Below are 20,877 nucleotides of genomic sequence, written 5' to 3' on the forward strand. Positions count from 1 at the left end.
GCCCATGATCGCACCCGTTATCGTTCGGACCATGATCGCGCGGCCCGCGGGGCTCACCCGGGCCGTTCCCGCGCTGTATTCGCTGGCGCTCGCGGCGATCGTCCTCGGCCCGCTGCTCGGCCCGGGATACCTGTTGCTGCGCGACGCGGTGAGCACCCCTCGCTCGTATCTGACCGACTCGGCGCTCGGACTGACCGACGCCGCCGCACGCGCGGTCCCGCAGGATGCCGCGATCGCCGCGCTGACGTCGGTCATCGACGGCGGCCTGGTGGTGAAGGCGATCCTGCTGTCGGCGCTGTGGCTCGCGGGGTGGGGTGCGGCCCGCATGGTCGCCGCGCTGCTACCGACGGCCGGGCTCGGTCCGCAGCTGCTGGCCTCGACGGTGCTGCTGTGGAACCCGTACGTGGCCGAGCGGCTGTTGCAGGGGCACTGGAGCCTGCTGACCGGGTACGCGGCGTTGCCGTGGACGGTGCTTGCCGCGCTGCGCCTGCGTCGGTCGGCCACCCCGTGGTCGCCTCGGTCGTGGTGCCCGCTCGGGCTGACGCTGGCCGCCGCCGGGCTCACCCCGACCGGCGCGCTGCTGGCCACCGCGCTGGCCGCGGTGCTGCTGGCCCTGCCGGGCGGCGCGGGCGCGCGGTGGTCGCGACTGGCGGTGGCCGCGGCGCTGGCCGTGGCGGCGTCGGCGCCGTGGCTGACCGCGACGGCGCTCTCCGGCGCGGGGGCACAGGGATCGGACCCGGCGGGGGTGGCGGCGTTCGCCGCGCGCGCCGAGCCGGGGCTGGGGACGCTCGGCAGCCTGGCCGGGCTCGGCGGGATCTGGAACTCCACCGCGGTCCCGGCGACCAGGACCGGGATCTTCGCCCTCGCCGGGACGGCGGTGCTGCTGACGGTGGTCGCGTGCGGCCTGCCCGCGCTGTGGCGCCGCCGCGGCAATCCGGTGATCGCGGCGCTGGCCGTGGTCGCGGCCGCGGCGGTCCTGCTGCCCGCGCTGGCCGCCACCGGGTGGGGCCTGACCGCGGGCGAATGGGCGGCGACCCGGGTGCCCGGCGCCGGGCTGCTGCGCGACGCCCAGAAGTGGGTGGCGTTGGCGGCGCCGTTCTACGCGCTGGCCGCGGCGGCCGGGGCCGGGGCACTGGCCCGGATCGGTGGTCGGGTGTTCGGCCGGCACCCCCTCGGCCGCGAATCCGACGGCCGCCCGCCGACCGCAGGGCGGAATCGTTCGGGGGTCGCCGCCGCCGTCGGGATCGTCGCGGTGCTGCTCGCGCTGCCCGACCTGGCCTGGGGGGTGGGCGGCGCGCTGCGGCCGGTGCACTATCCGGCGTCATGGGAGCGCGTCGCCTCGCAGCTGCTGGTCGCCGACGAGGGCGGCGACGTCGCGATGCTGCCCGCCGGGATGTTCCGACTGTTCCCCTACAGCGGCGACACCCCGGTGCTCGACCCGGCGCCGCGGATGCTGCCCGTGGACGTCCTGCAGACCGGCGAGCTGATCGTCGCGGACGGCACCGTCGAGGGCGAGGGCAGCAGGGCCCGCGACGTCGAACGGCTGCTGCTCGCGGGCGGGGACGCGGAGGGCCTGGCCCGGCTGGGGGTGCGGTGGGTGCTGGTCGAACACAGCACGCCCGGCCCGCTCGCGCAGTCGCGCCGGACCCTCGACCAGCTCGACGAGGCGTACGCCGACGAGGAGTTGTCGCTGTACCGGGTGGCCGGGCCCGTCGCGGTGACCGCCGCCGACCCCGCGCTCCGCGCGGCCTCCGTCGCGGCCCACCTGCTGTGGGCGGCGCTGCTAACCGGCAGCGCGCTGGGACTTCTGGCCCACCGGGCCCGCGGCCACCGCGGCCGGGGCCGCGCCGATCAGGCCTGACACGGGCCGCCCGGCGGCCGAGGCCGACAGCACGGTGCGCACGCCGGACGCGGTCTGCGCCCAGGAGAACTCCGCGGCCCGCGCGCGGGCCTTCTCGCCGAGCTCGGCGCGCTGCTCGGCGTCCGCGAGGAGGGATGCCACCGCCTCGGTCAGGTCCGCGACGTCACCGTCCGCGACCTCGTCGCCGCCGACCAGTGACCCGGTGACCCCGTCGATGATCGAATCGGTCAGGCCCCGCGAGCTGCGGTAGCCGACGGTGGGGACGCCGTGCAGGGCCGCCTCGATCACCGCGAGACCCCAGCCCTCCTTGCGCGAGGGCATCACGTGCACCCAGGCCCGGGAGAGCAGCTCGTGCTTGCGTTCCTCGGGGACGTGCCCGTGGAAGGTGACCGCGTCGGCGATGCCGAGCTCGAGTGCGCGGTCCCGGAGGTTCTCCTCCCACCAGCCGCCGCCGATCACGTCCAGGCGCAGGTCGGGGGTGCCGCGGCGCAGCGTCGCGACGGCGGAGAGGGCGTCCTCGATCTGCTTGTGCGGCACCAGCCGCGAGAGCACGCACACGCTGGGGTGTTCGGTGCGGGTGTCGTCGGACCCGATCCGCACGGCGGGCGGGACCGAGTCGGCGCCGTTGCGCACCACCGCGATCCGTTCGCGGTCGACGCCGAGCGCGGTGAGCTCCTCCGCGGAGGGCAGCGACACCGTCAGGTATTGGTTGCGGCGGTGGACCCGCGGCGACAGGGTGGACTCCACCCACCAGCCGACCCGCGCCATCAGCCGTCCGGCCACCGGCCACTGCTCGCGGTGGCAGTGGTGCACGAGGACCGTGACCGGGGCGCCCGCGACCGCGCGCGCGAAGAAGGGGATGCCGTTCTGGGTGTCGATCACCGCGTCCGGTCGCACGCCCTTGAGCGGGCCGATGCCGAGGCGACCGAGTGCGATGGCGGCCAGCGCCCGCGGGTAGACGGTCAGCCGTCCGCCGCCGCGACTGATCGCGATGCCGTCGAGGGTGTCGGTGCGCGGCGCTCCCCGGTAGCGGGCGGTGCGCAGGGTGACCTTGATGCCCTGTTCCGCCAGACCGGCCCCGACCTGCTCCAGGTACCGCTCGCTGCCGCCGCCCTGCGGGTGCCCGCTGTCACGCCAGCACAACAGCAGAACCTCGCGCACGGTCACAACTCCTGTTTCGGATGGCTACGGCCGCGGTGGCGGTCAAGAGGACACAATAACCGCTGCGCAGCGCGATCGTGTCCGCTACGGTGATCCGTCGATCCGTGCGCCGCGACGCGGCCGCTATGGTTCCTACCCGTGACCGCCCTTCCCGTGACCCGCATTTTCGCCCGCCGGGCCACCCTCCGACGGTCCGTCGGACTGCTGAGCGACTTCCGCCACGAGCAGGACGACCCGGACCTCTTCTACGGCGCGTTGGCACGAGATTCGCTGGAGCTGATCGAGGACCTGTACGCCGGGATGACCGGGCAGGCCCTGACCGGCCGGACCGTGCTCGACGTCGGCGGTGGCCCCGGCTACTTCGCGGAGGCCTTCCACCGGGCCGGAGCGCGCTACATCCCGGTCGAACCGGACCCGACCGAGATGCACGCGGCAGGGCTGACGGTCGGCGGCGCGATCAGGGGATCCGGGATGGCACTGCCGTTCCGCGACGACAGCGTCGACATCTGCTTCTCCTCCAACGTCGCCGAACACGTGCCGGAGCCGTGGACGATGGCCGACGAGATGCTGCGGGTCACCAAGCCGGGCGGGCTGATGGTGCTCTCGTACACGCTCTGGTGGGGGCCGTTCGGCGGGCACGAGACCGGCCCCTGGCACGTGTTCGGGGGCGAGTACGCGGCCCGCCGCTACGCGCGCAAGAACGGCCGCGAGCCCAAGAACCGGTTCGGTGTCTCGCTCTTCGACGTCGGGGCGGCCGACGGATTGCGCTGGGCGCGCACGACTCCGGACGGTGAGCTGCTCGCGGCGTTCCCGCGGTACCACCCGCGCTGGGCCTGGTGGATGGTCCGCCTCCCCGGCCTGCGTGAGCTGCTGGTGAGCAACCTCGTCGTGGTGCTGCGCAAGAAGTAGGCGCTGACGCGCCTGTGAGTACTTTTAGCCCCCAGGTGGGCCAAAAGTACTCACAGGCGGCGGAGCCGCATACCCTCGCGGGATGACCGGACTCGCCCTCGACATCGGCGGCACCAAGCTCGCGGCTGGACTGATCTCCCCCGACGGTGAACTGCTCGCCGAGAAGCGCAGCCCGACCCCGGCCACCGGGGTGTGGGACGCCGCCGCGACGCTGCTGCGCGAGGTCGCCGACGGGCACACGGTCACCGGGGTCGGGATCGCCTCCGCGGGGCCGGTCGACATCGAGGCGGGCACGGTCAGCCCGCTGAACATCCCCGACTGGCGCGACTTCCCGATCGTCGACGCGGTCCGCGAGCTCTTCCCCGGCGTGCCGGTGCGGATGGCGATGGACGGGACCTGCACCGCGCTCGGCGAACACCGTTTCGGCGCGGGCCGCGGGACCGGCAACATGCTGGGCATGATCGTCTCCACCGGGGTCGGCGGCGGGGTCCTGCTCGACGGCAGGCCGGTCGGCGGCCGCACCGGGAACGCCGGGCACATCGGGCACGTGGTGGTGCCGGGAGCCGAGGACATCGCCTGCGCGTGCGGCGGCATCGGCTGCCTGGAGGCGGTGGCGAGCGGACCGTCGTCGGTGCGGTGGGCGAACGCGCGGGGCTGGGCGGGCTCGACCGGGCTCGAACTCTCGGAGTCAGCGCAGGCGGGCGACGCGATCGCGCTGGCCGCGCTGCGCAGGTCCGGGACCGCGGTCGGGGTGGCGATCGCGTCCGCGGCCGCCCTGCTGGACCTGGATCTGGCTGTGGTCGGGGGCGGGTTCGCGCAGTCCGGCCCGCCGATGTGGGAGCCCATGGTCGAGGCCGCGGCACGCCACGCCGGGCTCTCCTTCACACGCGGGCTGCGGATCGTGCCCGCGGCGCTCGGCGGACGGGCGACACTGATCGGCGCGGGGGCATTGACGCTGGTCGGCTAGCGTTTTCCATTTTCGTTACGGCCCCGACCGAAACTGGGACTTGTTTACCCTCCACGAGGCTGTAACGTGTTCTAGTGTGCTTCTCACCACACTTCGGTTTCCCGCCAGGGAACGACGGATCGAGGGCACGTGAGCACCACAGGAACAGCCCCAGACAACGCGGCCGAGGTCGCCCGGCCAAGCGACTCCAAGCGCGACCCCGACGACCTTCGGCTCGCGCTGCAGGACTGGCTGACCAGCCGCCTGCACGACGGCGCGGACCCGCTGGTCTCGGACGTCCGGCTGCCCGACGCCAACGGCATCTCCAGCGAGACCATCCTGTTCGACGCGACCTGGACCGAGTCCGCGGATGGCGCGGAGCCCGGTGCCCGGCTGACACACGAGCTGGTCGCCCGGGTCGAGCCGACCGCCGAGTCGATGCCGGTCTTCCCCAGCTACGCGATGGGGACCCAGTTCGACGTGATGAAGACGGTGGGCGAGCTCTCCGACGTCCCCGTCCCGACGGCGTACTGGTCCGAATCCGACCCCGCCGCGCTGGGTGCACCGTTCTTCGTGATGCAACGCATCGACGGCATCGTCCCGCCCGATGTGATGCCCTACAACTTCGGGTCGTGGGTCTCGGAGGCCACCGACGAGCAGCGCCAGACCCTGCAGGACGAATCGGTTGCGGTGCTCGCCCGGCTGCACGCGATCGAGGATCCGCAGCGGCACTTCGGCTTCCTGCGCCTGCGCGACGCGGGACCGAGCGCCGAGGAGTCCTTCCGGGCGCACCTGGCCCGCCAGCGCGGCTACTACGAGTGGGCGACCGCCGCAGGACCGCGCTCGCCGCTGATCGAGAAGTGCCTCGACTGGCTCGAGGCGAACGTGCCCGCCGACGACTCCCCCGCCGTCCTCTGCTGGGGCGACGCGCGGATCGGCAACATCATGTACCGCGACTTCACGCCGGTCGCGGTACTCGACTGGGAGATGGCCGCGCTCGGCCCCCGCGAGATGGACGTGGCGTGGATGTACTTCCTGCACAGGTTCTTCGAGGACATCGCCGGTGTCGCCGGCCTGGCCGGACTGCCGACGTTCATGCGCCGCGACGACATGATCGCGGAGTACGAGAAGCGCACCGGGCACCGCTGCCGGAACTTCGACTACTACAGCCTGTACGCGGCGCTGCGGCACGCAACCATCATGTTCCGCATCCAGTCCCGCGCGATCGCCTTCGGCCAGGCGCAACAGCCGGAGGACCCGGACGACATGATCCTGCACCGCGGCACGCTCGAGTCCATGCTCGACGGCACCTACTGGGCGCGGCTGCCGTGACGCCGCCGTGCACCGAGGAGGGTCCGCCGCCGTAATCGTTCCCAGGCAAGCGAACACCGACACCGATACCCGAAACCCGCTCACCAGCAAGGAAGATTTCATGACTGACTACGACAAGCTCTTCATCGGCGGAAAGTGGGTGGCGCCCGCCACCGACGAGCGCCTCGAGGTGTTCTCGCCCGCGACCGAGGAGCGGTCGGGCAGCGTCCCGGTCGCCGCCCCCGCCGACATCGACGCCGCGATCGCCGCCGCCCGCACGGCACTGGAGACCGGCCCCTGGCCGCAGACCACCCCGGCGCAGCGTGCCGAGATCCTCGTCAAGGCGGCGAAGCTGATCGAGGAGCGTTCCGACGAGCTGTGCACGCTGATCACGTCCGAGATGGGCGCGCCGCGCGCAGGCGTCGAACTCATGCAGAAGACCCCGACGCTGGCCGTGCTGAACAGCTACGCGGCGCTGGCCGAGACGTTCTCCTGGGAGGAGGAGCGCACCGGACCGTTCGGCCTCTGCAAGGTCATGCGCGAGCCGGTCGGTGTCGTCGCCGCCGTCATCGCCTGGAACGTCCCGCTGTTCCTGCTGGTCAACAAGCTGGCGCCCGCCATCATCTCCGGCTGCACCATGGTGCTCAAGCCCGCGCCGGAAACCCCGATGAACGCCAACCTGGTCGCGGAGATCTTCGCCGAGGCCGGCCTGCCCGAGGGCGTGCTGTCGATCGTCCCCGGCGGCGCGGAGACCGGCGAGTACCTGGTCTCGCACCCCGACGTCGACAAGATCACCTTCACCGGCAGCAGCGCCGTCGGCCGCAAGATCGGCGCGATCGCCGCGCAGAACCTCAAGCGCTGTTCGCTCGAGCTCGGCGGCAAGTCCGCCGCGATCCTGCTCGAGGACATGGACGTCCCGGCGACCATGCCGATGCTGATCATGTCGGGCCTGATGAACTCCGGCCAGGCGTGCGTCGGCCAGACCCGCATCCTGGCACCGCGGTCTCGTTACGACGAGATCCTGGAGTCCATGGTGCAGTTCGCCGGGTTCATGCCGATGGGCATGCCCGACGACCCGGCCGCCCAGCTTGGCCCGATCATCACCGCGAAGCAGCGCGACAAGGTGCTCGGCTACATCGAGAAGGGCAAGGAGGAGGGCGCCCGTCTCGTCCTCGGTGGCGGCGTGCCCGCCGGCCTCGAGCAGGGCTACTTCGTCGAGCCGACCATCTTCGCCGATGTCGACAACTCCATGACGATCGCGCGCGAGGAGATCTTCGGACCGGTCCTGTCGGTGATCCCCTACGACACCATCGACGAGGCGATCAAGATCGCCAACGACTCGGACTACGGCCTTGCCGGGTCGGTGTACACCACCGACATCGAGAAGGGCCTCGAGGTCGCCAAGCAGATCCGCACCGGCACCTTCGGGATCAACTGGTACGCCTTCGATCCCGGCTCGCCGTTCGGCGGCTACAAGAACTCCGGCATCGGCCGTGAGAACGGACCCGAGGGCCTCGACGAGTACTGCGAGCTCAAGTCGGTGCTGATGCCCCCCGGCTACGGCGCCTGATCGACGACAGGTGACGCAGAACGGCCCCGCGAACCATTCGGTTCGCGGGGCCGTTCGCCTGTTGTCGGCTAGCTGCCGAACGAGAGGGCGGAGCTGCCGTCGGAGCTGCCGCCGGGCAGGAGGCCCACCTGCATGACCTGAGGCTCGTCGATGACGGGGTGCATCAGGTCGAGGAGGGCCACGCAGCCACCGACGACGCCGTACAGCCCGGTGGGGATGTCCTGGGTGGTGCTGTTGACGGTCTGGCCGGGCAGCGCGCCGAACAGCGTCAGCGGGTTCGACACGTTCGGGTACACGACCACGCCCGGGTCGAGGAGCTTGGTCGGGTTGGCGACCACCGCGGGCACGTCCGCCGCGTTGACCACGAAGGCCTGGCATCCGGTCAGAGTCCACAACGGGTTCGGGTTCTTGATGGACATGGTGATGCTGTTGCCCGACGACGAAGCGTTGACCTCGGGCGGCAGAACCGTCGCCGCGGATGCCGTGGCCGGCATGGTCATCGTGACGGTGGCGACGGTGGCGACGGCGATCGCCGCACCGCCGGCGAGACGCTTGAGACCGCCCCGGGTTGCTGCCTGCATATTCGACCCTCTCAACTGAACGAATGTCCACATGAACACTGACAAACCGAAAGGGTAAGTCGTCCGGGGGGTCTCGCGTGGACGATCGGCTGAACGGTTGGACAATTCACACAGCTCGGGCGCGACGCCTATTGTTCGGGAGTGAGCCAGTCCGAGACACAGCCAGACTCCGGTCCGGCGCAAAACCCGAATGCCGGCGACGAGAGCACCCTCACCGTGCTCCTGGCGTTCGGCGCGAATCTTGCTATCGCGGTGGCGAAGTCGGTCGCCGCCGCGCTGACGGGGTCCGCCTCCATGGTTGCCGAGGCGACCCATTCCTGGGCGGACACCGGGAACGAGGTACTACTGCTGATCGCCAACAGGCGGTCCCGGCACCCGGCCGACACGGCGCACCCACTCGGGTTCGGTCGCGAGGCCTACATCTGGTCGATGTTCGCGGCACTCGGCCTGTTCGCCCTCGGCGCGGGCGTCTCGATCACCCACGGCGTCCAGGAACTGTTCAATCCGGAACCGGCCAGCGACTTCGGGGTCGCCTACGCGGTGCTCGGGATCTCGTTCGTGCTGGAGGCGATCTCGTTCCGGCAGGCATTCCGGCAGCTGCGCACGGAGGCCTCCGACGCCGACCGGGATCTGCTCGAGCACGCGCTCAAGACGTCCGACCCGACGGTCCGCGCCGTGTTCGCGGAGGATGCCGCCGCGCTGATCGGTCTGGTGATCGCGTTCGCGGGCGTGCTGGCACACCAGCTGACCGGGTCCCCGATCCCGGACGCCATCGGCTCCATCGCGGTCGGAGTGCTGCTCGGCGTGATCGCGCTGATCCTCATCGACCGCAACCGGCGGTTCCTGGTCGGCGAGGAGGCGTCACCGCAGCTGCGCGGCGCGGGTCTCGAAACCCTGTTGTCGCTGCCCCAGGTGAGCCGGGTGACGTTCCTTCGGATGGAGTACCTGGGCCCCCGACAGGTGTACCTGGTCGCGGGCGTCGACCTGGTGGGCGATCTGGCCGAGCACACCGTGGCCGCCATCCTGCGCGATCTGGAGGCACAGCTCGAGGCGCACCGACACATCGTCAAGGCCGTGCTCACGCTGTCGAACGAGGACGAGCCCAGCCTGCACAACTGAGGCTCGGCGCAAGGCCGCTGTAGCATCCGATGCGCATCTCGTTGCACCGTCGGGTGCTGATCTTCTGGGGGGAAGTCGTGTTCGAGCAGTCGCGTGCGCGCAATCTATTCGACGCAGGCCTGTTGTCACTTGGATTCACGGTCAACGGCCGCCGGGGAGCGATCGATCTCGACCGAGCGCGATCGCAGTTTCAGCAGGCACTCGAACTCGACCCCGACATGTGCGATGCCTGGCTGGGCCTCGCCGCCACCGGTCTGGTCGACTCACGGGTGATCATCAACCTCTATCGCACGGCCCGGATCAGCCTTGGCCGCGAGCAGACCCGGATCGGCTTGCGGCCCGGCACCCTGTCCGCGCGCTTCGAAACCGGCTACCACGTCAGTTACCCACTCTCGGACGGAAACCAGATCTGGGTCGCTTCCGCGGCGAACATGATCGGGTCCAGGCAGTACACAACAGCCCTCGGCATCCTCGACAGCCTGCCTGCCGGCCGCGACCTGCCAGTCGCCGACTATGTCCGTGCGGTGTTGTACCTGCACACCCAGCGCTGGCCGGACCTGCTCGGGGCATTGGCCGAGTCCGAGCGTTGGACCGACGACTTCCTCCGGGCAGGGGCCAACTCGATGGTCGGCCGCGCCTGCGCACACCTGGGCCTGTTGGACGAGGCGGACCGACGACTGCGCCTGGTGGACGCGGGCCCGATCGCCGCACTCGCGCGGCACGCCCAGTTCATGCGGGGCCTGATCGCCCGTGACCGGGACGACGAGACCACCGCGCGGGCACTGTTCGAGCGGGTGTACGCATCAGAGCCGGGCTTCGCCGAGAACGCTCGCGCCATGGGCGACACGGGATTCCGGCTCAACCGGACCAGCGCCGAGCAGATCGCCCGCCGCCTCGACCCATGGGACCCGGCATCCGCGCCGCCGGAGGAGGATCGACAGGAGGCAGAGCGGCGAGAGCGCGGCGAGGCCACGCTCGCCGAGTCGCGCCGCATGCTCGAGGCGATGATCGGACTCGGATCTGTCAAACGCGAGGTGGAAAAGCTCACCGCGGCAACCCTGTTGGCCCGATCCTCAGGAGAGGCTGACTCATCCGCTCCCCGGTCTCGACACCTGGTCTTCACCGGACCGCCCGGCGTCGGCAAGACCGAGGTCGCGAGAATTCTGGGCAAGATGTACCACGGCCTCGGCCTCCTCGAAACGGACAATGTCGTCGAGGTGGCCCCGAGCGACTTCTTCGCTCCCGGGTACGGAACGCCCGAACAGCGCTCGCGAGAGATCTTCGACCGTGCCCTCGACGGGGTGCTGTTCATCGACGAGGCGTACTCGCTGTACCACGACGGGATCATCGGTGGTGACGCCAATGGCACGAAGGTCATCAACGCCCTGCTCGCGACGATGGAGAACCACCGCGACCGGTTGGTTGTGATCGTGGCCGGCTACGAGGACGCGATGGACGCCTTCCTCGAGCGCAACGCCGGCCTCCGAAGCCGGTTCTCGAAGCAGATCCGGTTCCCCTCGTACACGCCGTCGGAACTCGCCGAGATCGCCGGGGTCATGGCCCGCACCAAGTACGCGGCAACGATCTCAGACGAGGCATCGAACGAGATCGCGCGGGTGGTCGAGCACATGTGCACCACCACCGAGGCCACCCCGGACGGTCGCACGCGCACCCTGATCGACCGCGAGGGCAACGGCCGTTTCGCCAGGAACCTGCTCGAGGGTGCCATCGAGGAACGAGACCTGCGACTCGTCGCGACCACGGCCGACCTGCAGTCGCTCTCCGCCGCCGACCGCGCACGCATCGAGCGGCAGGACGTGATTCTCGCGCTGGCGGACCGCCACCCCGACCTCGCCGTCCCCACCCCGTGAACGACCCGATGCCACACCGGTTCACACGAGGTGAACCGATGTGGCATCGGGGGAACTGAAGCGGGTCGGACTAGCCCAGACGCTGCTTGAGCGCCTCGAACTCGTCGCGGATGCCGGAGGGCACCTTCTCGCCGAGGAACTCGAACCACTCCTCGATGAGCGGGATCTCCTGCTGCCACTCGTCGACGTTCACGGCCAGCGCCTCGTCGACATCGGCGGCCACCACGTCGAGCCCGGTGAGCTCGAGGTCGGCCGCGGTCGGCACGTAGCCGATCGGGGTCGCCTGCGCGCCCGCCTTGTGCTCGATGCGGTCGATGATCCACTTGAGCACGCGGGAGTTCTCGCCGAACCCGGGCCACAGGAACCGGCCGTCATCGCCGCGACGGAACCAGTTGACGTAGAAGATCTTCGGCAGCTTCTCCGAGTCGGCGTTCTTGCCGAGGGTGATCCAGTGGTTCAGGTAGTCACCGGCGTTGTATCCGATGAACGGGATCATCGCCATCGGGTCGCGGCGGACGGTGCCGACCGCACCCTCGGCCGCGGCGGTCTGCTCGGACGAGAGCGTCGCGCCGAGGAAGGTGCCGTGCTGCCAGTCGAAGGACTCGCTGACCAGCGGGACGGTGGTCTTGCGGCGACCGCCGAACAGGATCGCCGAGATCGGCACGCCCTGCGGGTCGTCCCACTCGGGGGCCAGGATCGGGCACTGCGACATCGGGGTGCAGTAGCGCGAGTTCGGGTGGGCGGCCTTCTCGCCGGACTCGGGGGTCCAGTCGTTGCCCTTCCAGTCGATCAGGTGCTGCGGCTCGCCCTCGAGGCCCTCCCACCAGACGTCGCCGTCGTCGGTCAGCCCCACGTTGGTGTACAGCGAGTTGCCGGCCTCGAGCGTCTTCATCGCGTTGGGGTTCGAGCCGTAGTTGGTGCCGGGCGCGACGCCGAAGAAGCCGAACTCCGGGTTGACGGCGTACAGGCGGCCGTCCTCACCGAAGCGCATCCACGCGATGTCGTCGCCGAGGGTCTCGGCGCGCCAACCGGGGATGGTCGGCTGGATCATCGCGAGGTTGGTCTTGCCGCACGCGGACGGGAAGGCCGCCGCGACGTAGTACGCCTTGTCCTCGGGCGAGATCAGCTTGAGGATCAGCATGTGCTCGGCCAGCCAGCCCTCGTCGTGGGCCATGGCCGACGCGATGCGCAGCGAGTAGCACTTCTTTCCGAGCAGCGCGTTGCCGCCGTAGCCGGAGCCGTAGCTCCAGATCTCGCGGTCCTCGGGGAAGTGGGTGATGTACTTGGTGTCGTTGCAGGGCCACGGCACGTCGGCCTGGCCGTCGGCGAGCGGCGCGCCGACGGAGTGCAGCGCCTTCACGAACGGCTTGTCGGAGCCCAGCTTGTCGAGCGCGGCCTGGCCCATCCGGGTCATGATGCGCATCGAGACGACGACGTACTCGGAGTCGGTGATCTCCACGCCCAGCTTCGGGTCCTCGGCGCCGAGCGGGCCCATGCAGAAGGGCACCACGTACATGGTGCGTCCACGCATGCTGCCGCGGTAGAGGTCGGTCATCAACGACCGCATCTCGACCGGGTCCATCCAGTTGTTGGTGGGGCCGGCGTCGATCTCCTCGCGCGAGCAGATGTAGGTCCGCGACTCGACGCGGGCCACATCGGAGGGATCCGAGTTGCCGAGGAACGAGTTCGGCTTCTTCTCGGCGTTCAGCCGCGTGAAGGTGCCCGCCTCGACCAGCTTGTCGGTGAGCCGCTCCCACTCCTCGTCGGAGCCGTCGGCGAACACGACGCGGTCGGGCTGGGTGAGCTCGGCAACCTCTTGCACCCAGGCGAGCAGCTCGCTGTGCGAGGTGGGTGCGGTGCCGTCAGTTCCGTTCAGACCGGGAATGGTCGCTGAGGTCATCAAACTCTCCTGGGTGTGCCGGAACCGTCCAACCACCGTCAGCTGCACGAATGCAATCGACGATGTAGTCGGTTTTCCCCTCTCGGCGGGGCGCATCCCGCTGCTCCGTCGACGCATGCGTGCGAACGCAAACGGCAAACGGAGGACACGGGCGCCGGGTGTCCTGGTACGAGGTTAACGCCGAGTGTCCCCTCGTAGGGAATCGGGTCTTGTCCGATGAGTCACAAGACCGATTCAGTGATCTCTTGCGGGGCGTTCTCGGCCGCACCCCAGGTCGGCGGCGCACACCGCGTGACGGCGTCGCACCCCTTCTCGGCGCGCAACGCGTGCGCGTTCCCTTCGGCGGGGTGCGCAGGGCGGAGGAGCCGTGGACAACGTCGCGCGCGGGCCTGAGACGGCCGGAGACAGACGAACACCCCCGGAGGTGACTGAGGACCTCTTGCTCGTCCTCGGAGGGGTCCCCGACGGTCCCCTCCCGTCATCTCCGGAGGTGTTCGTGGTCTATCTGTTCAGAAAGGACTAGCTGCCGTTCTGGAGCACCCGGGTGATGGTGTCGCCGAGGACCTCGCTGACCGAGCCGGTGGAGCTGAGCTGGCCGTCGTTGGAGCCGAGGCCGCCGATGTCCAGGCTGCCGGTGACGGCCTCGCCCGGGTTCGCGATGCGACCGGTGAAGCACGCGGTCAGGTTGGGGAGGCTCGTGCCGACGCCAACGGTGCCCGTGGTTCCGATGCCGCCGCTGGTGACCGCGCCGCCGACCGGGACGTTGTTCGGAACCTTGTAGGTCATCTCGACCGTGACCGGGTTACCCGCGTTGATGAACCAACCGGTGCTGCTCACCTTGTAGCCGGCACCGTTGGGCTCGGGCGTGACGGCCTCGGTCTGCTGGCCGGTGGGGATGCCCACGTGGTACGCCCGCACGGTCGCCGAGACCGGCGCGCCGAAGCCGGCCGGCGGGTAGTCGGTGACGGACCAGAGGTACGGGTTGCCGATACCGGTGGTGCCGACGACCGTCTTGTAGGTGATCAGCGTGCCGCCGGAGGCGGCGGCCGCCGAGACCGTCTTGTCGTAGGTGTGGGTGACGCCAACGGTGGAGATGTCCTGCTTGGTGGCGTGGCTCGTCTGCGAGCACTCGGCGGCACTGGCGGTGCCGGCACCGAGGCCGACGGCCAGGCCGGTCGCAACGAGGGCAGCGGACGCGGCCACGGCCGCAACGCGACGCATCGGGGTGTGAGACATGTGGAGAGCTCCATTCGATCAGGTACAGCGCCAAACCACGTAGTGCCGGACTGTCGCAGCCAACGGGCGCCGGATTTTTCAAGGGTGGCGAGTCATCGCACCGTGACCTTTATACGGACAAGTGTCCAACCCCACAGGCGATTGCGAAAAATCGCCCACGGCACAGGCCGGCCCCCTCGTGAGCCGCTCCATCCCGGCGGCGAATCCACGCCCCTCCCGAACCCGGCGACCTACAGGCTGCCGTGGTCGGTCCTGGCCCAGCGAACCTCGCCGTCGGCCCCGCGGTGGGCCTGCCAGGACTCGTAACCACCCTCGCTCCCGATGGCGGTGATGTGATCGGCGGACCCGTCTTCGTCCAGGTCAGAGGCCACGTACAGGGTTCCGCCGGTGGCGTAGGTCCTGGTGTCGAGGAGCCCGTCGCCGTCGAGGTCCGCGGTGGGGGCGTGCAGCTCCACCTCACCGGCGTCGGGGCCCATCGGATGCTGGGCGGTGCCGAGCGTGCCGAGCAGCAGCATGTCGTCGTGCATCGTCACCACGACTCCTTCCGTTGGCTGGACTGGTCGCTACGTGGTTGGACGCAGCACCGGTGCGGTCGGTTCCACCGTTACCGAACGGTGACTCCTCGCGTGGGCCTCGAGCACGGCGAGATCACGGTCGCAGGCGGCCAGCTTTCCCGCCCGGCTGCCCGCACGCTCGCGGAGTTCCCGGTCGAGCGCGGCCAGCCGGTCCTCGGACTCGCGCATCCGCTCCCGATGGGTCGCCAGCACCGCCTCGGCACACCGAGCTTCGGTGTCCACCAGCCGGCCGAGCACTCGCTGTTCCAGTGCCGACCGCACCGTCGCCAGCGTCTCCACGGCCCACTGACGGAGGTGCGCACGATCGGCGAGGTGTCCGCGGGCCCGGGCCAGCCACCAGGCGGCGCCGCCGCCGAGCAGCAGGGTCACCGGGATGCTGGCCAGGTCGAGCGCGGGCACGGTCGACAGCGGAGCCATCACCATCCGGCCGAGACCCAGCCCGGCTGATGCCCCGAACACGATCATCACCCGGTCCTCGAGCCCGCGGTGCCGCGGCGCCGGCGGCTCCGTCGACGGCACCGTCGGCGTCCGGTTCTCGTCGGGCAGCGCCGCGCCGAGCACCTGCGCGCTGAGGTCGGCCAGGCGCGCGTCCGCCGCCGCGTCCACCCTCGCGGTGAGCGCCGCGACCTCGTCCCGCAGCTGCTGCGGGTACGCCGCCAGCGCGGCGCGGTCGGCGCGGTCGATGGCCGCCCTCGCGGCGACGGACTCAGCCCGCACCTGATCGCTCACCTCGTGCACCAGGTCCACCCGGGCCAGCGCGGTGAGCCTGCGCAGGACCGCGGCCCGCTCGCCGCGCCATCCGTCCCGGTCCGCCACCAGCGCGGACCGCTCGGCCCGCAAGGTCGCGGTGTCGTCGGTCGCCCGGAGTGATTCGGCGGAGGCCCGGATCAGACCCCTGGCCTGTTCGGCTGCGCCCGCCGCCCGCAGGCGCAGCCGTGCCTGCCGCTCGGGGACGGCGGTGGTCGCCTCGAGCAGAGCCGCCCGCAGTTCCTCGATGCCTGCTCCCTCCGGCGCGGCGACCGGGTAGATCACGGCACCCGCGAACCGGGGCAGGTGCTCGGTGAGCAGTTCGGCGTTGCGTCGCGCGACCGCCGCCCAGCCGTGGTGCGCGTCGATCTTGGTGAGCGCGAAGAGCACCGTGTGCGCGGACTCGGCACCGCCGGACAACAGCTCGAGGTCCTCGCGCCCGAGCGGCGCCGCGGCGTCGAGCACCATCAGGGCCACGCCCGCCGCGGGATCGGGTGCCTCGGTGAACCGGAGTTCACGGCTCTCCGCCGTGTCCGCCGTGAGCGCGGCGATCAGGTCGCCGCGGCCGCTGCCCGGCGCGCCGAGGACCACCACCGTCACCGCGCCGCCCTGATCCGGCTCGGGCGACGGCGGCCGCTCCAGGCCGGCAAGCGCGCCTGGATTCCACCGCCGCAGGACCGCGGCCAACTCGGGCGGCACCGTGTCGTTCACCGGACCTCCCCGCGCGCCCACTGCCGAACCGCCGACCGATGCAGCGCCAGGGCCGCCCGAGTGCTGCGCGCATCGAAGCCGCCGTTCATCCGGCCCCGCCACGCCCTGGCCCGACGCAGCGCGACAGCGGGATCGTCCGGCGGCGATTCCCGCTCGCCCGGAGGGATCGCCTCGACCGCGACGGTCAGCGCCCCGTCTCCCGCCAGGTATTCCTCCACCGCATCGCGGACGCTCGCGGTCCCGGTCAACGCCCGCAGCTCCGCCGACACCGCCGCCGCCCTTGCGGCCCGACAGGCCTCGACCCGCTCGGCCACCGCGATCCGCAGATCGGCAACGCCGAACCGCGAGCGGCCGTCCACGGGCAGGCAGGGCACACCCAGCACCGCCGCGGCGCGTTCGGCGGCGACGGCGGAGTCGGCGAGCGTGTCCGCCTTGTTCAGGACGGCCAGCGCCCGATCCCCCGCGACGCCCGCCGCGGCCACATCGGCGCGGCGCGGCGGGTCGCACACCACGAGCACGATCAGCTCTGCGGTCAGTTCCGGGTCCTCGGCGCCCGGCACGTCCCAGGCGGGGGTCTCGACAACCTCGGCCCCCGAGACAAGACCGAGCGCCCCGATGACCGCGGACCTGCCGACGCCCGCGCGCCCGGTCACCTGTACCCGCACCGGGGCGCGGTACCGCCCAGCGGCCCGGCTCACCAGGGCCCCGGCCGCCGGATCCGCCTCCGTCGCCGATCGCCGTAGCCCGTCGACCGTCATACCGAATTCCATCGACGCCATCGCGTCACTCCCCCCAGAGAAAAGAACGCGCCCCCCGGCGCGCACCGAATGATCGCAGCCCGTGCGGCCCGGCGCAGCGGAAGCCCCCCTGCAATGCCGCCCTTGACCTCAACCGCACTCAAGGTTGCAGGGTCGACGGGAGCACGCCGGAACCGGCGACAACGAAAGGGAGCCAATGGAAGCCGTCGTACTGCGCGAATTCGGGCCCGCGGAGAACCTGCGTCTCGAGCTGGTCCCCGACCCCGAGCCCGGCCAGGGGCAGGTGCGGATCGCGGTGGAGGCCAGCGGCGTCCACCTGGTCGACACCTCGGTCCGGTCAGGCCAGCCGTTCGGGCCCGGCGGCCTCCCGGAGGTGCCGTACATCCCGGGCCGCGAGGTGGCAGGCACCGTGGACAGGCTCGGCGACGACGTGGACGAGGCCTGGCTGGGCGCCCGGGTCGCCGTGTCGCTCGGGAACGCCAACGGCGGCTACGCCCGATTCGCGGTGGCACCGGCCACCGGCCTGCTGCCCGTCGATCCCGCGCTCGGCGCGCCCGAGGCGATCGCGATGGCAGGCACCGGCCGGACGGCGTTCGGGGTCCTGGAGGCCGCGCGGCTCACCGCGAGGGACGTGGTACTCGTCACGGCGGCGGCCGGCGGGCTCGGCACGCTCCTCGTGCAGTCGGCGCGCCGGGTGGGAGCCCGGGTGATCGGCCTTGCGGGAGGGCCCGAGAAGACCGCACTGGCGGCCGCCCTCGGCGCCGAACTCGCGGTCGACTACCGGCAGCCGGACTGGCAGGCGAAGGTGCGCGCGCACCTCGGCGGGGCGGGCGCGACGGCACTCCTCGACGGGGTCGGCGGTGACATCGCCCGGGGCGCGGCGGAGCTGCTGGGTCGCGGCGGCCGCGCCCTGTTCTTCGGCTACTCCTCCGGAGCGCCCGCCGAGTTCACCGATGCCGAACTCGCCGAGCGCGAGATCACAGCGAGGATGGCCCTCGGCCCGGCGGGCGGGTTCACGCCGGAGAACATCACACGCTGGGCGGGCGAGGCGCTCGCCGCGGCGGCCTCCGGGCAGCTGAAACCGCAGGTCGAGACCTTCCCGCTGGCGCATGCGGCGGTGGCGCACACCCGGCTCGAGGGACGCATGACCACCGGGAAGGTGGTGCTCGTCTGAGAAAGTCTCAACTTTCACTTCAGACCCACCTGCCACAACCCTCCGTCATGCGTGACAATGGTCGGGTGAATGACGCGAAATCCCGGGTGGCAGGGGCCACCGAACAGGGTTCCCGCCTGTACCCCCGGGTGACCAGTTTCCGCTCCCGCCGCGGCGCCCTGACCGACCCTCAGCAGCAGACCTGGGACCGGCTCTGGCCCACGATCGGCGCCGATGTCTCCGACGCCCCGCTGGACGTCGCAGGGTGGTTCGGCCGCGAGGCCCCGACCATCGTGGAGATCGGCAGCGGCACCGGCACCGCGACCGCCGCGATGGCCAAGGCGGAGCCGCACGCGAACCTGATCGCGATCGAGGTGTACCGGCCGGGCCTCGCCCAGCTGCTGCAGGCGATCGAGCGGGACTCGATCCCCAACATCCGGGTGCTGCGCGGCGACGCCGTCGACGTGCTCGAGAACATGCTGGGACCGGAGTCGCTCACCGGCGTGCGGGTGTTCTTCCCCGACCCCTGGCCCAAGGCCCGCCACCACAAGCGCAGGCTGCTGCAGGGGCCGACGTTCAAGCTGATCGCGGAACGACTGATCCCGGGCGGCGTGCTGCACGTCGCCACCGATCACGCCGAGTACGCGGAGTGGATCGCCGAGGCAGGCAATGCCGAACCACTGCTGACGCCGCTCGACTGGGATGATCTCGCACAGGGTCCGGCCGATTCGCCGATGACCCACGAACGTCCGGTCACCAAATTCGAGAACAAGGCGCAGCAGGTGGGCCGACCCATCACAGAGCTGATCTGGGGAAAGGTTCGAGCATGAGCGTGAGCGAGCGGTTACCGGACACGACACCGACCGACGCCGTGGGGGCAAACTCACTCACGGAGGAGCCTCGTGAGGTGCGGCACCAGAAGCGGGTGCTGCTGGTGTGGGACGCGCCGAACCTGGACATGGGCCTCGGCGCGATCCTCGGTGGCCGCCCCACCGCCGCCTACCGGCCACGATTCGACGCCCTCGGCCGCTGGCTCCTCGGCAGGACCGCCGAGCTGTCCGGCACCAGCGGGGTGCGCCTCGAGCCGGAGGCGACGGTGTTCACGAACATCGCCTCGGGCAGCGCCGACGTTGTCCGCCCGTGGGTCGAGGCCTTGCGTAATGTGGGTTTCGCGGTGTTCGCCAAGCCGAAGATCGATGAGGACAGCGATGTCGACGCCGACATGCTCGACCACATCGCCCTTCGCGCTCGGGACGGCGGGCTGGCCGGGATCATGGTCGCCTCCGCCGACGGCCAGGCTTTTCGCGAACCGTTGGAGGACATCGCTGCAACCGGCGTTCCGGTGCAGGTTCTTGGCTTCCGCGAGCACGCGAGCTGGGCGGTCGCCTCGGAGACCCTCGAGTTCGTCGACCTCGAGGACATCCCCGGGGTGTTCCGAGAGCCGCTGCCGCGGGTCAGCCTTGAGTCCCTGCCCGACGAGGGTGCCTGGTTGCAGCCGTTCAGACCGCTGTCGGCCCTGCTCATCGGGCGTCAAGGAGTGCAATAGTGTTCGCCACCTGGGGTCGACTGGTCTACCGCCTCCGATTCGCCGTGATCGGAGCGATGGTCGGGCTGATGCTCGCCCTCGGTGCGTACGGCCTGGGCATCGAGAACCACCTCAGCCAGAGCGGCTGGGACGACCCCGGCTCCGAATCGGTTGCGGCGGCCAAGCTGGCCGACGGCACCTTCGGTCGCGACACCCTCGCCGACGTGATCCCGGTCTACACCGCCCCCGAGGGCAAAACGGTGGACGACCCGGCGTTCGGCGCGAAGATCACCAAGAGCCTCGACGACCTGGCGGCCGACAACCCGGACGAGATCCTCAAGGTCAACGCCAGCTACTGGTCGACCAAGCTCGGGGCGATGGCCGACAAGACCAAGGAACACGCGTTCGCCAGCGTCGCGATCAAGGGCGACAACGACACCGAGGTCGCCGCGAACTTCAAGAAGGTCCGCGACCAGTTCTATATCGACGGCGTCGACGTCCAACTCACCGGGCTGCAGCCGGTCACCGGCACGCTCAACGACACCATGGCCAACGACGTGCACCGGATGGAGATCCTGGCGATCCCGGCGGTCGCCGTCCTGCTGTTCTTCATCTTCGGCGGCATCGTCGCCGCGGCCCTGCCGCTGATCGTCGGCGGCCTGACCATCATCGCCGCCAACGGCGTGGTCAAGCTGATCACCCAGTTCACCGAGGTCAACGCCTTCGTGCTGCCGGTGGTCTCGCTGATCGGCCTCGGCCTGGCGATCGACTACGGCCTGTTCATGGTCAGCCGTTTCCGCGAGGAGATCGCCGAGGGCTACAGCACCGGCGACGCCGTGCGGCGCACCGTGATGACCGCGGGCCGCACCGTGATCTTCTCGGCGACGATGATCGTCGCCAGCCTCGGCGGCCTGCTGATCTTCCCGCAGGGCTTCCTCAAGTC

Annotated in this window: 18 protein-coding genes; 11 read left to right on the plus strand and 7 right to left on the minus strand. The window is 70.9% G+C overall.

Annotated features, from left to right (window positions below):
- Positions 1–31: 31 nt before the first annotated feature.
- Positions 32–1,861 carry an MmpA family trehalose lipid delivery protein gene (locus BR31_RS0121660; RefSeq protein WP_027502811.1) on the plus strand — a complete coding sequence of 610 codons (1,830 nt, stop codon included), beginning with the start codon at positions 32–34 and terminating at the stop codon, positions 1,859–1,861.
- Here the strand turns inward: BR31_RS0121660 and BR31_RS0121665 are convergent.
- Positions 1,784–3,022: a glycosyltransferase family 4 protein gene (locus BR31_RS0121665; RefSeq protein WP_027502812.1), complete on the minus strand. Its 1,239-nt coding sequence runs from the start codon at positions 3,020–3,022 to the stop codon at positions 1,784–1,786. The genes BR31_RS0121660 and BR31_RS0121665 overlap by 78 nt on opposite strands.
- A 153-nt stretch (positions 3,023–3,175) precedes the next feature.
- Between BR31_RS0121665 and BR31_RS0121670 the strand changes: the two genes are divergently transcribed.
- From BR31_RS0121670 to BR31_RS0121685, 4 genes are all read left to right on the plus strand, one after another.
- The gene (locus tag BR31_RS0121670) at positions 3,176–3,931 is read left to right on the plus strand and encodes a class I SAM-dependent methyltransferase (RefSeq protein WP_037177705.1); all 756 of its coding nucleotides are present in this window, start codon (positions 3,176–3,178) and stop codon (positions 3,929–3,931) included.
- A gap of 82 nt (positions 3,932–4,013) precedes the next feature.
- Complete coding sequence (locus BR31_RS0121675) at positions 4,014–4,898, plus strand: ROK family protein (protein ID WP_027502814.1); 885 nt, start codon at positions 4,014–4,016, stop codon at positions 4,896–4,898.
- A gap of 129 nt (positions 4,899–5,027) precedes the next feature.
- Positions 5,028–6,209 carry a phosphotransferase family protein gene (locus tag BR31_RS0121680; protein WP_027502815.1) on the plus strand — a complete coding sequence of 394 codons (1,182 nt, stop codon included), beginning with the start codon at positions 5,028–5,030 and terminating at the stop codon, positions 6,207–6,209.
- 100 nt (positions 6,210–6,309) lie between these two features.
- Positions 6,310–7,758, plus strand: a complete 1,449-nt coding sequence (locus BR31_RS0121685) for an aldehyde dehydrogenase (protein ID WP_027502816.1) — start codon at positions 6,310–6,312, stop codon at positions 7,756–7,758.
- A 68-nt stretch (positions 7,759–7,826) separates the two neighbouring features.
- Here the strand turns inward: BR31_RS0121685 and BR31_RS0121690 are convergent, their stop codons facing one another.
- Positions 7,827–8,339 carry a hypothetical protein gene (locus BR31_RS0121690; protein WP_027502817.1) on the minus strand — a complete coding sequence of 171 codons (513 nt, stop codon included), beginning with the start codon at positions 8,337–8,339 and terminating at the stop codon, positions 7,827–7,829.
- A 141-nt stretch (positions 8,340–8,480) separates the two neighbouring features.
- Between BR31_RS0121690 and BR31_RS0121695 the strand changes: the two genes are divergently transcribed.
- Together BR31_RS0121695 and eccA are read left to right on the plus strand one after the other, a co-directional pair.
- Positions 8,481–9,458 (plus strand): cation diffusion facilitator family transporter, encoded by a 978-nt coding sequence (locus BR31_RS0121695; RefSeq protein ID WP_027502818.1) that lies wholly within the window; start codon positions 8,481–8,483, stop codon positions 9,456–9,458.
- Between the two features lie 29 nt (positions 9,459–9,487).
- The gene (gene eccA / locus BR31_RS0121700) at positions 9,488–11,329 is read left to right on the plus strand and encodes a type VII secretion AAA-ATPase EccA (protein WP_051637634.1); all 1,842 of its coding nucleotides are present in this window, start codon (positions 9,488–9,490) and stop codon (positions 11,327–11,329) included.
- A gap of 70 nt (positions 11,330–11,399) precedes the next feature.
- Here eccA and BR31_RS0121705 read toward each other — a convergent pair whose 3' ends face one another.
- From BR31_RS0121705 to BR31_RS30750, 5 genes are all read right to left on the minus strand, one after another.
- Entirely contained in the window at positions 11,400–13,229 is a 1,830-nt protein-coding gene (locus tag BR31_RS0121705; RefSeq protein WP_027502820.1) for a phosphoenolpyruvate carboxykinase (GTP), read from the minus strand.
- Between the two features lie 519 nt (positions 13,230–13,748).
- On the minus strand, positions 13,749–14,465 hold the full coding sequence (locus BR31_RS0121715) for a hypothetical protein (protein WP_037177690.1): 717 nt from the start codon (positions 14,463–14,465) through the stop codon (positions 13,749–13,751).
- A gap of 230 nt (positions 14,466–14,695) precedes the next feature.
- Positions 14,696–14,992, minus strand: a complete 297-nt coding sequence (locus BR31_RS0121720; RefSeq protein WP_027502822.1) for a DUF6802 family protein — start codon at positions 14,990–14,992, stop codon at positions 14,696–14,698.
- 36 nt (positions 14,993–15,028) lie between these two features.
- Entirely contained in the window at positions 15,029–16,498 is a 1,470-nt protein-coding gene (locus tag BR31_RS29670; protein ID WP_156042580.1) for a GTPase Era family protein, read from the minus strand.
- Entirely contained in the window at positions 16,495–17,277 is a 783-nt protein-coding gene (locus BR31_RS30750) for a hypothetical protein (protein WP_156042581.1), read from the minus strand. Before BR31_RS30750 ends, BR31_RS29670 begins: the two co-directional genes overlap by 4 nt.
- Before the next feature lie 175 nt (positions 17,278–17,452).
- Here BR31_RS30750 and BR31_RS0121735 point away from each other — a divergent pair, with 175 nt between their 5' ends.
- The 4 genes from BR31_RS0121735 to BR31_RS0121750 all read left to right on the plus strand — a co-directional run.
- Entirely contained in the window at positions 17,453–18,430 is a 978-nt protein-coding gene (locus BR31_RS0121735; RefSeq protein WP_027502823.1) for a zinc-binding dehydrogenase, read from the plus strand.
- A 47-nt stretch (positions 18,431–18,477) separates the two neighbouring features.
- Positions 18,478–19,239, plus strand: a complete 762-nt coding sequence (gene trmB / locus BR31_RS0121740; protein ID WP_027502824.1) for a tRNA (guanosine(46)-N7)-methyltransferase TrmB — start codon at positions 18,478–18,480, stop codon at positions 19,237–19,239.
- The gene (locus BR31_RS0121745) at positions 19,236–19,955 is read left to right on the plus strand and encodes an NYN domain-containing protein (protein ID WP_027502825.1); all 720 of its coding nucleotides are present in this window, start codon (positions 19,236–19,238) and stop codon (positions 19,953–19,955) included. The genes trmB and BR31_RS0121745 overlap by 4 nt, the downstream gene beginning before the upstream one ends.
- Positions 19,955–20,877, plus strand: a 923-nt coding sequence (locus BR31_RS0121750) for an MMPL family transporter (protein WP_027502826.1), incomplete at its 3' end; no start/stop codon positions are given. The genes BR31_RS0121745 and BR31_RS0121750, both read left to right, overlap by 1 nt.

Source organism: Rhodococcus sp. UNC363MFTsu5.1, assembly GCF_000686785.1.
GTDB classification, from domain to species: domain Bacteria; phylum Actinomycetota; class Actinomycetes; order Mycobacteriales; family Mycobacteriaceae; genus Rhodococcus_G; species Rhodococcus_G maanshanensis.